Source organism: Rapidithrix thailandica, assembly GCF_039710355.1.
In the GTDB taxonomy this organism is placed as follows: Bacteria; Bacteroidota; Bacteroidia; order Cytophagales; family Flammeovirgaceae; genus Rapidithrix; species Rapidithrix thailandica.
Genome location: NZ_JBDKWZ010000005.1, coordinates 439,029 through 453,278, shown reverse-complemented (window position 1 = coordinate 453,278; position 14,250 = coordinate 439,029). Strand labels below are relative to the sequence as shown.

At 44.5% G+C, this 14,250-nt stretch carries 7 protein-coding genes; 4 read left to right on the top strand and 3 right to left on the bottom strand.

Translation table 11 applies throughout. The annotated features are described in order from the left end of the window. The first annotated feature begins 20 nt into the window (after positions 1–20). Entirely contained in the window at positions 21–3,404 is a 3,384-nt protein-coding gene (locus AAG747_RS11325) for a VCBS repeat-containing protein (RefSeq protein ID WP_346821282.1), read from the top strand. A gap of 85 nt (positions 3,405–3,489) precedes the next feature. Here AAG747_RS11325 and AAG747_RS11320 read toward each other — a convergent pair whose 3' ends face one another. The 3 genes from AAG747_RS11320 to AAG747_RS11310 all read right to left on the bottom strand — a co-directional run bounded on the left by AAG747_RS11320 (position 3,490) and on the right by AAG747_RS11310 (position 9,507). Beyond that, complete coding sequence (locus AAG747_RS11320; protein WP_346821281.1) at positions 3,490–5,007, bottom strand: SusD/RagB family nutrient-binding outer membrane lipoprotein; 1,518 nt, start codon at positions 5,005–5,007, stop codon at positions 3,490–3,492. Between the two features lie 34 nt (positions 5,008–5,041). After that, positions 5,042–8,161 (bottom strand): SusC/RagA family TonB-linked outer membrane protein, encoded by a 3,120-nt coding sequence (locus AAG747_RS11315; protein WP_346821280.1) that lies wholly within the window; start codon positions 8,159–8,161, stop codon positions 5,042–5,044. Positions 8,162–8,757: 596 nt separating this feature from the next. After that, entirely contained in the window at positions 8,758–9,507 is a 750-nt protein-coding gene (locus AAG747_RS11310; protein ID WP_346821279.1) for a DeoR/GlpR family DNA-binding transcription regulator, read from the bottom strand. Between the two features lie 329 nt (positions 9,508–9,836). Here AAG747_RS11310 and AAG747_RS11305 point away from each other — a divergent pair, with 329 nt between their 5' ends. The 3 genes from AAG747_RS11305 to AAG747_RS11295 all read left to right on the top strand — a co-directional run bounded on the left by AAG747_RS11305 (position 9,837) and on the right by AAG747_RS11295 (position 14,250). Continuing rightward, a complete protein-coding gene (locus AAG747_RS11305) occupies positions 9,837–10,913 on the top strand; it encodes a Gfo/Idh/MocA family protein (RefSeq protein ID WP_346821278.1) in 1,077 nt (358 codons plus the stop codon). 221 nt (positions 10,914–11,134) lie between these two features. Further along, entirely contained in the window at positions 11,135–12,787 is a 1,653-nt protein-coding gene (locus AAG747_RS11300; protein ID WP_346821277.1) for an amidohydrolase family protein, read from the top strand. Between the two features lie 116 nt (positions 12,788–12,903). Beyond that, a complete protein-coding gene (locus tag AAG747_RS11295; protein WP_346821276.1) occupies positions 12,904–14,250 on the top strand; it encodes an amidohydrolase family protein in 1,347 nt (448 codons plus the stop codon).

Sequence of the window (14,250 nt, the reverse complement as noted above, 5' to 3'; positions counted from 1 at the left end):
ATTCTCTAAAGCCAAAAACCATGAAAAAACTATTACTGAATCTTGGACTGATGGTGTGGAGCATGGCTGGTAGTCAGGCGCAAGAGTCCACTTTATTTTCCCTGCTTCCACCCAGCGATACAGATATTACTTTTACCAATACGGTCACGGATGAAAAAGACCGGAATATTCTGATCTATAACAACTACTACAATGGCGGAGGAGTAGGTTTAGGGGATTTGAACCAGGATGGTTTATTAGATATCTATTTTACGGGCAACTTGGTGGGCGATCAGTTGTACCTTAACCGAGGAGCCTTCCGGTTTGAAGAAATCACTCAAAAAGCAGGTATTCATGACGATGGAAGTTGGTCTTCAGGGGTTACCCTGATAGACATTAATGCTGACGGGCTGTTGGATATTTATGTAAGCAAAGATTTATACGACCATAACCCTGCCATTCGCAAAAACAAACTCTATATCCATCAGGGAAATACTCCGGAAGGGATACCTGTATTCAAAGAAATGGCCGAAGAATACGGGTTGGCAGATGACCACCGTACCCGTCATGCCACATTTTTTGATTACGATAAAGATGGGGACCTGGATGTATATGTACTGAATCAACCTCCTAATTTGGGAAATTACTCGCCCCTATTCGGCACCGATACCAAGGACCCCAAATACACTGCCCGCTTGTATCAAAATAACTATGATAAAAAATTGAAACACCCGGTATTCACCGATGTCACCCGGCAAGCCGGGATGTACAAACCCGGCTATGCCTTGGGCGTATGTGTAAGTGATTTTAACAATGACCAGTGGCCGGATCTTTACCTCTCCAACGATTACGATGCTCCTGATTTTCTCTACCTCAATAATCAAAACGGAACATTTACGAATGTGATTGATACGGCAATGAAGCATATTTCCAATTTCAGCATGGGCAATGTCAGTGGAGACATCAACCGGGATGGTTGGATGGATATTTTTGTATTGGACATGGCCGCAGAGGACAACCGCAGAATTAAAACCAATATGAGTGGTATGAATCCCGAAAGCTTCTGGAAAGTACAACAGTCCGGCGGGCATTATCAATACATGTTCAATACCCTACAGCTAAACAATGGTAACGGCCGCTTTAGTGAAATCGCTCAACTCGCAGGACTCTCCAGCACGGATTGGAGTTGGTGCCCTTTGTTGGCTGATTTTGACAATGATGGCTATCCTGACTTGTTTGTAACCAATGGTTTGAAACGGGACATCCGGGACAATGATGCAAATAAAAAATTTCCGGGGTATGTAGACAGTGTTGCCAGAACGTTTGTGGCAAGGCATCCCAATGCGGGAGAAGTCAATTTTTTTGATATTGTCAATATGGAAGAAATGTTAGAGTTACTGCCCTCCGAAAAGCTTCCTAATTACATGTTCCGGAACAATGGTGACCTTACTTTTACCAAGGTAATCCGGGAATGGGGTTTCAATCATCCTTCATTTTCCAACGGGGCAGCATTTGGCGATTTGGATAATGACGGCGATTTGGACATTGTTGTCAACAATGTAGACGATGTAGCACATGTATATAAAAACAACCTCCGGGCTCTTTATCCCCAGCAACATTTTCTAAGAATAAAATTTAAGTATCCGGCAGATGATATTTCCTATATTGGCAGCCAAGTAAGCATTACAACAGAACGGGGCAGCCAAGTACAATACCTGGCCAATATTCATGGCTTCTATTCTACCAGCGAGCCCATAGCCCACTTCGGACTTGGAAGGATTCACCAAGTGCAACAGGTAACTGTCAGATGGCCGGATGGTAAAACTCAAACGCTGTACGACCTGAATGCCGACCAAATACTTACCCTTGATTATCGGCTTGCAAAAAAAACAAAAACCCAGATAAACTCACCGTCTCCCCCTTTATTCAAGGACCTCACACAACAAAGTGCTGTGGACTTCCGGCACCGTGAAAACAGTTATAATGATTTTGCCAGAGAAGTATTGCTTCCTCATAAAATGTCCAATTTTGGCCCTTGCCTGGCTGTCGCGGATGTCAATCATGACGGCTTGGAAGATTTCTATATTGGCGGGGCAATGGGACAAAGCGGAGTACTTTATCTTCAATCTTCCCGAAAGGGCAGTTTTCATGAATCGAAAAATGCTCCCTGGCAAGAAGACCAAGATTGTGAAGACTTGGGGGCTGTGTTTTTTGATGCGGACCAAGACGGGGATATGGACTTGTATGTGGTCAGTGGCGGCAATGAGTACGAAGCAGGAGACAAACACTATCAGGACCGCTTGTATATAAATCAGGGAAACGGAACTTTCCAAAAAGAAAAACATGCATTGCCCACTATCAAAGCAAGCGGCTCCCGGGTAGTTCCTGCTGATTTTGACCAAGACGGGGACCTGGACCTATTTATAGGAGGCAGGCAAGTTCCCGGGCATTATCCGGCACCTGCCCGGAGTTATTTGCTGCGAAATGACGGGGGAAAATTCAAAGACATTTCTCAACAATATTTCAAAAACTTAAAAAAACTGGGTATGGTGACTGATGCCACTTGGACGGATTTTAACCAGGATGGCTTGCAAGATTTAATTGTAGTAGGGGAATGGATGCCGGTCACATTTTTACAAAACACAGGAAGCGAATTTGCGGATCAAACCGAAGCCATGGGCTTCGCCAAAGAGACCGGTTGGTGGTTTCGTATCGCGGTGGCAGATATGGATCAGGATGGAGACCAAGACATCATTGCCGGAAACTTAGGCTTGAATTACAAATACAAAGCTACGTACGATGAACCTTTTACGGTGCACTACAACGACTTTGACCACAATGGTTCTATGGATATAGTACTGGGGTACTATAATTTCGGGGAATTGTATCCGGTAAGAGGGCGGCAGTGTTCTTCAGAACAAGTCCCTTTACTGAAAAAGAAATTTCCCGACTATCAATCTTTTGCCACCTCCAACCTGGTTGAAGTTTACGGTCTTCAGAATATCAATCAAGCACTGAACTATAAAGTACATAACTTCGCCAATATGTATTATGAAAACCTGGGCAATGGCCAATACAAAGGGCACCCTCTTCCCAACCTTGCTCAAATCAGCTCGGTCAATGCCCTACTCATCGAAGATTTCAACCAGGACAAACACCTGGATTTGTTAATTGCCGGCAATCTCTACGCTTCCGAAGTGGAAACTCCCCGCAACGATGCCGGCATAGGCCTTTTATTGCTAGGCAATGGCAAAGGCCGTTTTCAAGAAGTACCAGCCACGCAAAGTGGCTTTTGCACCAAAGGGGATGTAAAAGACATGGTATTGCTTCAAAACACTCAAGAACAATGGGTTTTGGTAGCGAATAATAATGATCTTATACAAATCATCCGAGTGCAAGCCAAAAACAAAAGAAGCGATCCGTGACCCCTCTTTTATCTATACAAGAAACCCTTCAAGAGTTTCATCTCATGAAGGGTTTGTATTTTGTAAAGAGCGTAGTTTGTAAAAACTATTGTTCTACATCCCACCACATACGGGTAGTCAACAAATCCGGTCCTTGACGGTTGATAGCCGCTTGGTAATTATCAGGATTTAATGAAGCTTCCCCACCGGGATATCTCAATCTTCGTGGAATGGTGCCATTGGTCTGGTTACCGGGGTAGTTCACCGGAGTCAACTTCGGATAATCCGTTCTTCTCCAATTGGCATACGCTTCATATTCGTTTAAGAAGGTTGCCACCCAATATTGTTCACCCAGTATTTGCTCCCATTGGGCCGGATTATACGGATTGGCAGCCAGATAGGTCTCAATATCCGCATCTGCGATCTCTAAAGAAGGGTCATAAATACTGTACTGTTTCATAGCCGCCCATACTCCGGCTTCGTACATTTCCGCAGCATTTCCGGCATGCCAGCCACGCTCTATGGCTTCCGCCAGCAAAAAGGCCACTTCCGCATACGTCTGGAACACCATAGGAGAAGACACCAGTACGAATAATGGATTTATCCGACTATAGGTATCCAAGTCACTTCCACCCTCATAATCTTGTATGGTGGTGGCATCCAGGCCATTGGGCATTCCTTTGGGTTCTCCTCCCGAAACGACCCAACTGTACAGGTCCAACCGGGGATCGTTGTGATCTTCCAAATACGTCACAAACGTTAAACTCAACCGAGGGCTATCATCATTGGTATACGTTTTCGAATCAGGATCGTAATTAAATACTTCTCCGATACCATTCCGTTGTAAGCCACCGGGTCCGGTATCATGTGGTATAAAACAGATATCGTCATTGCTGGTCATTACACCTCCGGCTATGGCCCGGGTCACCCATTGTTCGGCCTGAGAAGCATTTACCTTGGTCATCCGCATCCCCAAGCGCAGCATCATGGAATAAGCGAAACGTTTCCATTTGGCTAAATCTCCTCCATAAATCAGATCCTGATCTTCGGGAGTACCTTCGGCATCGGATAAGGCCATTGCTGCTTCGTCCAGTTCTTTCAACATATCCATATAAATATCCTCTTGGGCATCGTACCTGGGGTTAAAATTCACATCTAAAAAGCCTCTTCCGGCCTCAAAGTAAGGAACATCCCCGTAATGGTCCGTAAGCCGGTGCATAGCAAAGACCTTCCAAATACGGGCAATTGCATTGAAATTGATCAAGGCCGGGTCCTCTTTGGTTATTTCGACAAGATTCACCAAATCCCGGACATAGTTCCGGTAAGCCCTATCCCAAAGGGAGGCAGAGTACGAACCGATGTATGTATACTTATCTCCTGCCCAATAACCGGGTAAGGTCGCAAAATGCTGGATCATAGTCGACTGATAGATCAAAACCGCACGCCAGTTTTCGTAGCGCTCCCCGGACGTTTGCAATTGTGTGTAAGTAAGAATGAAGCCGGGGTTGATATTGTCAGCAGCAACCGGATTGATATTCAAATCCTGAAACTCCTTGGTATTACAAGAAGAGAAAACCAATGCCACCGTAAGTACCGCTGAACCGATATAGTTAATAAGTCTCATGTTCATTTGTCTTTTTGGATGAATACTCGTGCTTTCATAGCTTTAAATTCAGGTTAAACCCATAGCTCCGGTTTTGAGGCACTCCAAACCACTCAAGCCCTTGGCCATTGCCATTTGTATAAGTCGATTCGGGATCTACGTTATCGACATTGCTATGGATTAACCAAAGGTTCCGGGCCACAAACGATAGATTGATAGAAGTAAATGGAGTTTTGTCCAAAAGGGAATTAGGGAAATTATACCCGAATATCACTTGGCGCAGTTTCACGAAACCAGCATCCTCCACAAAGTTCCCGGAGATATCATTGTACCGGTCCCAATAGTCTTGTAAATTTTCGGGAGCAATGGTCCAGGTATTCGGTGTTCCGCTTTCATCCACTCCGGATACCGTCAAGCCGTTTTCCCGGCCCCCTAAAGTCATTCTATGCATACCGTTTCCTACAGTAGAGGCATTGGTTCCTACATACAGGTCTCCTCCAAATTTCATATCCACCAAAAAGCCCAAATTGAAGTTTTTCCAATTAAAGCTGTTGTTAACGCCTAAGGTATAAGGGTGTACCCCTCTTCCTAACACTTCCAGGTTACCCCTAACCGGGTAGCCATTATCATCATACACTTTCATCCCATCAATGGTCATTTGTTTGTACCCTACAATCAGGCTATATCCTCCCTCCATATGGACACCGTTTTCATCCGTAAACTCAATACGGTGTTGAGAAAAAGCATCTTGTGAACGGGCTGTTTCTGCGGAAAAAACTTTCTGATCCCCTACCAGTTTTTGTACCGTAGTTTCGTTATAAGCAAAATTGAAGGAGATATCCCATTTTAAAGTACTGGCAATCGGAGTGGCCGTTAGCAAAAGTTCATGCCCTTCGTTGGTCAACTCTCCAATATTCACGGTTGCAGAAGCAAAGCCTGTGGATTCGGAAATACTTGCGTCCAGAATATCTTCTTCGGTTTTCCGGGTGTAGAAGGCGTAGTCTACCCCCAGCCGGTTTCCAAAGAATTTCAAATCAAACCCCACTTCCGTTTCAGTCACTACTAAGGGTTGCAAATCGGGATTAGGAATCACATCCTGCAAGATCCTCCCTACGGGCCTGCCTAAGTGCCCCGGAGCCAGCAAGCTATAATTCAGCGCTGTTTTATAAGGCTCCGTATCCCCTCCTACTTGCGCCCAGGAAGCTCTGACCTTACCATAGCTAATCCATGAAGGCAATTCAAATGCATCTGTGAACACAAAACTGGCACCCACACTGGGATAAAAGATGCTATTGGTTTCCGGATTTAGCGAAGAGAACCAATCATTCCGGCCTGTAAAAGTCAGGAAGACATAATTTTTATATGAAAACTCGGCAGAACCAAACAGGGAGTTGATACCCTTTTGAATATCCATAAAATTTACCACCGGTGCTTCCAGGTTAGAAATCGTATGGAAAAACGGGATATTGAAATTATCTCCCCCTACATCTGTAGTTTCGTCTTCTCTTCTCATCCGGTTTCCTCCAAAGAAGGCACTCACGTTGAAAACTCCGATTTCTTTTTCCACTCCCACAAGAAACTCCATGTTGGTTTCCCGCACTCTTCGTTCAATCTCATGAATACTTCCCCGGATTTTGTAGGCCGTTCCGTAAGGCTCTATACTGGTCCTCCGGGAAGTGTACCAGTCGATACCCAAACGCCCGTGAATGTATAACCAATCTGTAAAATCATACCTTAACAAACCAGATCCTAAGACCCGGTCCCGGATGTCTTTGGTTTCAAACTGATAAGCCGCCCAATAAGGGTTCTGGGAAAACACATTCGAAGAGTATTGCAATTCTGTACCATCCTCCTGGGCCCCTTCCTTAGGAGTCGTTCCTTTCATGTCTTCTACATCAATGGAAGGAGGCAACACCGATAAGGTGTAGTTTCCATTTCCCGGAGCATCAGACAAGCGGGCTCGGTTGTCCACTTCCTCTCTGGAATATTGTATTTTCGTAGAAAGTGTCAACCGGTCTACCCAATTGGAATTGATATTTGCCGTAAAGGTCTGCCGGTTCATCCGGGAGTTGGGAGTAATGCTTTCATTCCGCAAGTCCGAAGCGGAAAAGCGGAAAGTCTGTTTATCTCCTCCTCCGGTTAAAGCCAAGGTATTGGTAATGGTAGACCCGGTGCGGTAATAGTTTTTAAAATTATCTTCCCCGCGATTAGAGTATGGCCGCATCTCCCCGTCAAATTGCAATACGGGACTGCCATCCAACCGGGCTCCCCATGCAGTAGCACCATAATCTAAGGCCTCCAGCAAAGTGGTGGGTTTTTGCCCCCGGTTTCCATGCCCGTATGAATCCTGAAAATCATAGGTATTGATGATATTTTCCAACGTAAGGTTGGAATTGAACTCCACACCTATGCCTTTGCGTTTGGTTCCTTTTTTAGTGGTGATCACAATCACTCCGTTAGATGCCCTGGAACCGTACAAAGCCGCTGCCGTATTTCCTTTCAACACACTGATGGATTCGATATCATCCGGGTTGAGGCTACTCAAACCGTCTCCCCAGTCCTGACCTCCCCACATCCCGGCCGAACCCAACTGGGTATTGTCCATAGGTACTCCGTCAATGACATACAAGGGCTGGTTGTTTCCGGCCAGCGAAGTGTTTCCCCGGATAATTACCCGGCTGGAACCGGCTACTCCGGAGCCTATATTACTGACATTAACCCCCGCCACTTTTCCGGAGAGCGCATCGGCCAGGTTTAACTCCCGGGCCTGGGTGAATTCTTCTCCCTGCAATTCTGTCACCGAGTAGCCCAAAGACCGCTTTTGCTTTTCGATACCCAAAGCGGTTACGACCACCTCTTCCAGTTGCTGTGTATCGATGACCATGGCTATGTTAATCGTAGATTGATTGCCAATTTCAATTTCTTGAGTAAGATAGCCGATGTAAGAGAAGATCAGCGTTTGGGCATCGGCCGCAACGGTAAGCGTATAGTTTCCATTGATATCCGAAGTGGTACCGGCCGTAGAGCCTTTTACCAAGATGTTCACTCCTGGTAAGCCCTGGCCCTCTTCGGCACTGGTCACCGTACCGCTGATAGTACGGGTTTGAGCTTGTACGACATGGGTCGTCCAACAAAGCAGAAAACCCACTGCTAAGAGTAGAAACTTGTTCATCATTTTGTATTTAGTTAGAAGTAAGAATGTATTCAATTACCCCATAGCGCTCCATTCTCTTTCACAAGAGCATGTGCAGGATAATTTTCGTAGTGTTAGTAGATGATGATGAAACTATATGGAAGCGTTGTCTAACCTGAAAGTGAGGAAATGAGAGGTTTAGCAAGATGATTATCAAGATGAGATATAAGTTACTAAAAAATACAATAGCAAACATATAAGTAGCCAAGAATTCCTGTGTACATTGTTAAGCAAGCTCTCCTACCAAGACAGGCTCCGTAGACTCGGGGGTCCTTTCTCTACTTACCTTTACTTTCTTCAATGAAAGAATATCCGCAGGAACAAGGTAGTAATAATTTCCGCGTTCCACTTGCCACAAGTGATGATGATTGTTCTCATAAATGCCTAATCAAAATGAATGATTGAGTGAAACAGTAGTGGGCAATTGCTAAAAGCTACTCATATACGCCTTCGTAACTGGGGTTATACAAAGGAGGAAATCCTATGAAAGAGGGAAGCTCAAAGAGTCAAAAAAATACACTTTGCTCAATTGCCTCGAACAAAGTGCAGGATAACATGCTGCTATGAAATAGGATATATTATATGACTTCAATGGCCATTTTCTTATATGGCCTGAAAATCTTATTATCGGGATTTAACTCGGTGACGATGGTGTTCACACTCTGAATATTCCCAACCACAAAAGGCTGAATCACATCCAGTTTTTCGGAAATCGCCAAGGACACCACTTGGTTGGAAGAGTCGATGATGGCCCGTTTTACCTGGGCTTCTTCCCGGTCGATATCGGTAATACCGGCCTCATGGTGAATACTACGCGTTCCTACAAAACAAATATCCGAACGGATATCTTTCAAGGCATTAATCACATCCAGGCCTATAGCCACCTGGGCATTTTTCAATACACGCCCTCCTATAAAAAACACTTCGATATTTTCGTATTCTGTGAGTTGTGTTGCCACCGGCAGGCAATTGGTAAAAAAGGTGGCTTTTAAATCGCGGGGTAACAAACGAACCAGCTCCAGGTTGGTAGTTCCTCCATCGACAATCACCACATTGTCGTCCTTAATCAGGTTGACGGCTTTGCGGACAATTTTCACCTTTTCTTCATGGGCATAAATTTCCCGGTCTTTGAAGCGGTAAGGTAAATAAGAAGCCGCCATTGCGCCCCCATGCACTTTTTTAATCTTGCCCGAATCGGATAACTCTTTCAAATCCCGCCGGATGGTATCCTCAGACACATTGAGATGTTTACTCAATTCGGAAGACTTTACTTTATTGTAGGTGCGAATCTCTTCTAAGATGTAATTAAGGCGCTCGTCTTTTAACATGAACGATGAAGAAAATTAGAATTTAGAACTTACTATAACGCCCTTTTCCACAAGAATTTACAAAAAAGGAACTACCAAATCTATAGGAATAGGGAAACTCATGCAAACAAATGGCGGTGTTTTTTTCAAAAAAAACGCAAAAACGTGCACTTTTCTCCCGCTTCTCCTTTTATTTCTTTCTTCTTTCTGCTACTTAAACTAATAATATTATATAATTTAGCTAGTAAGAACCGTCAAAAAGCAGCCATGCTTTTTTCAAAGAACGGTTCATCTTAAGTTCAAAAACGCTTTGTTCATTTTGTCGAAATTTTAATCACTACTAGTAAATAATGGAAAAAAAAGTTCGAGTTCTGGTTGTAGGTTGTGGCAATATGGGAGCTTCCCATGCACGCGCATATCATAAAATGGAGGGTTTTGAATTAGTAGGTCTTGTGAGCCGGAGCCCTAAGAGCCGGCAAGCCCTGACGGAGGAATTGGGTTCGGTGGAAGGTTTTAACAGCATAGAAGAGGCCTTGGAAAAGACCCAACCGGATGCGGTGAATATCAGCACCTACCCCGACACACATGCCGAGTATGTAAGAAAAAGCCTGGAAGCCGGGGCCCATGTGTTTGTAGAAAAACCCTTGGCCGAAACGGTAGAGGAAGCCAATCAATTGCAAAAACTGGCCAATGAAAAGAATAAAAAAATTGTAGTGGGGTATATCCTGCGCGTACATCCTGCCTGGAAAAAATTTATCGAGATTGCCAAAGAGTTGGGAAAACCCTTGGTAATGCGAATGAACCTCAACCAGCAAAGTAGCGGAGAGAATTGGATCACCCATAAAAACCTGATGAATAGCATGTCGCCCATAGTGGACTGTGGGGTACATTATGTGGATGTGATGTGCCAAATGACAGGCGCAAAGCCCATCCGTGTAAGCGCTATCGGAGCGCGGTTGACAGAAGAACTCAAAACCGGTATGTATAACTACGGACAACTACAGGTGACCTTTGATGACGGGTCCATTGGTTGGTACGAAGCCGGTTGGGGACCGATGATGAGTGAAACGGCTTTCTTTGTTAAAGATGTGGTTGGCCCCAAAGGTTGTGTCAGCATCGTAGATCAAAATAACGAAGCCCGCGACAAAGACTCCGATGATGTGGACTCTCATACCAAAACCAACAGCCTGCGCTTACACCATTCGGAACTGGATCAAAACGGTCAATTTGCCAAGAAAGACGAACTGGTTAATACTGCTGATGAACCGGATCATCAAGGACTTTGTGACTTGGAACAGGCCTTCTTCCTGAAAGCCATTAATGAAAATATGGACCTCTCCGACCATATCAATGATGCGATCAACAGTCTTAAAATTGTATTGGCGGCTGACGAATCGTTCAAAACCGGAAAAACAATTGAACTTTGATCATTGTGGTATGAGCGCGTACCTTGCTAGGCGATGAATGCTACTCTGACCTCGCAGGTTACCTTTACCTAAAACCCATTAAATAACTACAAATCAAATACTTGTAAAAACAGAATCTCCGATAAAAATCAACGGATTCTTCTAAAATATTTTGGTCATCTCCTAAGAGATGACTTTTTTTATCAAAATTTTTAAATCCACTATCAGATAACCGTTTAACTATGATAAAACTACGATGGCGATTTCTCTTATTCGCCTTTAGCCTTTTACTGTCAGTCACTGCCCTTCAGGCACAAAGAACAGATAAACTTCCCCCGGTAACGCAGACCTATGCCATTACCAATGCCACTATCATCACAGCCCCCGGGAAGGTAATCAAACGAGGAACCGTACTCTTTGAAAACGGTTTGATCCAGGCTGTAGGCCCCCAGGTAAACGTCCCACTCCATGCTCAAATCATTTCGGGGGACTCCTTGTATGTCTATGCCGGCTTTATTGCCGGGGCCTCCCATATAGGCATCCCCAAACCGGATGAAAAGAAAGCTGCCCCCAAAGTAAAAAATCCCGATCAGCCCGGAAATGAACGGGCAGGCATCCAAGCGGACAGGGAAATTAACGATCTTTTGAAACTGGAAAAAAGACCCTTTGCCGCCCTTAGAAAAAATGGGTTTACCATTGCTCATACGGTGCCCTATGGCCAGATGCTACCGGGACAAGGAGCCTTGGTACTCTTGGCGGATAAGGATGCCGATCAGGTTATTGTAAAAAACAATGCGTCCTTGTTTGCTCAATTTGTCAATGCCAAAGGCGTATACCCTTCTACGATCATCGGGATTACGGCCAAATGGAAAAATTTATATAAAAATGCCCAGCTATATCAACAAAACCAATTGGTATATACTCAAAGCGCCAATGGTACCCAACGGCCGAATTATGACCGTATTCTGGATAGCTTTGTGCCGGTAGCCGAAGGAAAGAGACCGGTATATTTCAAAACTGAAAAATTATTACAGGCACACCGGGCCATCGCCTTACAAAAAGAGCTGGGGTTCCAACTGGTGCTAACCGAATTGAAAGAGGGCTGGGATTTAGTTGAATTGATTCAGTCGAACAACTTGCCGGTGTTTCTTTCCACTAATTTACCCAAAGAAAAAACAGAGGAAACGGACTCTGTCAAAATCACTCCGGAAACCGAAAAACTTCTGCAAAGAAGAAAGGAGTTTTATCAAAAATACTGTGGACAAGCGGCACTTTTTCAACAGAAAGGAATCCGGTTTGGCTTCTCGCTTTTGGAAACCAAACCGGAAGACTTTTCTAAAAACTTACAAACCTTATTAGAACACGGTTTGAGTGAAGAAGAAGCATTGGCCGCTCTTACCGTACACCCAGCGGAAATACTGGGTATTTCGGGTACGGTTGGAACTATTGAAAAAGGAAAGATTGCCAACTTATTGATCACTTCAGGGCCTTATTTTAAAGCCAGTCCACAGGTGAAATATGTATTTATCGAAGGAGAAAAGTATGAGATGGATGCCGAAGAGCAAAAACCGGAAGAGGATAAAAAACCGGCTGTAGAAGGCACTTGGTATTATGAAACGGTAAGTGGAAAAGGCTTAAACAATGGTAAAATTATCCTGCGTAAAGAAGCCGGGCAACTGACAGGTGAAATGTCCAGCAAGTATTCCGAAAATGCAACCGCCTTGGAAAAGCTACAGGTTCAAACAAATGCATTGAGTTTTACTTATACGGTAAAGGTAGACGGACAAAAACACCCAATAAAAGTACAACTCACTATAAACGGCCTACAAGCTACAGGCAAAGCTGAAGCAGATAAGTTAGGAACGTTTGAAATCAAAGCTACACGCTTGCCTTAAAAAAGGAGTGAGGGATTGGAGGACTGAAGGATTGGAGGGTTGGAGGAATTGAAGGTTGATTGTAGAGAGCAAGCAACTACATTTTTTTAAGATATCAAATTGAATGATTATAAAAGATGAAACGCTATTTTCTTAGTTTTTTACTTGTACTCGGCAGTTTAGGAATATATGCCCAAATTCCGAATGGCTCGGTACTGATTCAGAACGGTACGGTTCTGACCATCACACAAGGCACCCGGAAAAATACGGATGTATTAATCTTAGAGGGAAAAATCGCAAAAATCGGAACGGATTTAAAAGCTCCCAAAGGAGTCAAAGTCATCGATGCCGAAGGTTTGTTTGTGATGCCGGGAATTATCGATGCCCATTCCCATATTGCGATTGATGCCGTCAACGAAATGACCAGTCCGGTGACGGCCGAAGTATGGACAGGTGATGCTTTAAACCCCTTTCATATTTCCATTTACCGGGCCTTGGCCGGAGGGGTTACCATTTCGCATGCCATGCACGGCTCGGCCAATGCCATTGGAGGACAAAACGAAACCATCAAACACCGCTATGGGGTCACCGACCCGGAGCTGCTCCGGATGAAAAACGCAACCCGGACCATCAAGTTTGCCTTGGGAGAGAACCCTACCCGGGTACATGGAAAGTACCATAACGTTCCACCCAAATCCAGAATGGGCGTGGAAGCCGTCATCCGCAATGCTTTTGAAGAAGCCTTGGCGTATCAAAAAAAGTGGAAGGAGTATAAACAACAAGGCGGTAACGGAATCGCTCCGGAATATAACCTCCGTTTGCAAACCTTGGTCGATATCTTAAACGGAGAGGTGATGATTCATTGCCACTCCTACCGGGCAGATGAAATCCTGATGTTGATGCAGGTTTGTGAAGATTACGGAATTAAAAAAATCTGCTTTCAACATGTAAACGAAGGCTTTAAAATTGCTCCGGAATTAGCCAAATTTGGCGCCTATGCCTCCGTATTCTCCGACTGGTGGGCATACAAGTTTGAAGTGTATTACTCCACGGCTTACAATGCCGCGATCCTGACGAATAACGGAGTCACTACTTCTATCAACTCGGACAGTGACGAATTGATCCGCCACCTTTATCACGAAGCCGCCAAAACTCAAAAGTACGGAGAGCTGAGTGATGAACAAGCCCTGGCTATGATCACCATCAATCCCGCCAAACAATTGGGTATTGACCAACGAGTGGGATCTATTGAAGTTGGGAAAGACGGTGATATTGCCATCTTTAAAAACCACCCGCTTTCTATCTATGCCATTCCCCAAATGACTTTGGTAGACGGCATCCTCCATTTTGATATCCACAATGATCCGGATGATATGCGTGTGTATGTCAATCCCGAAGAGGATATTGACACGGCCAACTTTGATGACCACGGCCACGACCATAAATGCCTGCAAGGATTGGAACTCTTTTTAGGAGAAAAATAA